Origin of the sequence: Adlercreutzia sp. DFI.6.23 (genome assembly GCF_024462535.1) — a bacterium.
In the GTDB taxonomy this organism is placed as follows: Bacteria; Actinomycetota; Coriobacteriia; order Coriobacteriales; family Eggerthellaceae; genus Adlercreutzia; species Adlercreutzia rubneri.
This window is the reverse complement of the sequence record NZ_JANGBP010000163.1, coordinates 1-411: the sequence shown is the minus strand read 5'-3', so window position 1 is coordinate 411 and position 411 is coordinate 1. Positions and strand designations below refer to the sequence as shown.

Genomic DNA, 411 nt, shown 5'->3' with positions numbered 1-411 from the left:
CCGCGCCATCGCCCTCCGCACCGGCGCGTGGGCGATCGGCGTGGACGATGTGAGCGATGACGGCATGATGCACCCCGACGCCCGCGTGAAGATCGAGGACTACGACGCCCAGCACGTGCTCCCGCTCACCTGGTCGGCGGACAGCTGCACGCAGTGCGCCTTCGTGACGCGCGTGGAGCTCAACGGGCGGGATTACGACCAGTGCCAGGCCCACATCCTGCTCGATGGCACCTACCACATCCTCACCCATCTGTTCGACGTGAAGAGCCACCGCATGGTGTTCCCGGAGGGCGTGACCTCCGACCTCGACACCAAAAGCCCCCCTCAGACCTTCGCGTTGGTGAAGCCCGCCGTGCCAAACTCCCATTTCAGCTACTGCGCCATGGGCGCCAGCGTCTTCGAGAAGGGCAT

General features: G+C 65.9%; 1 pseudogene. It reads left to right on the top strand.

The annotated features are described in order from the left end of the window. A pseudogene (locus tag NE591_RS12820) lies at window positions 1–411 on the top strand (hypothetical protein); the annotation flags it as partial.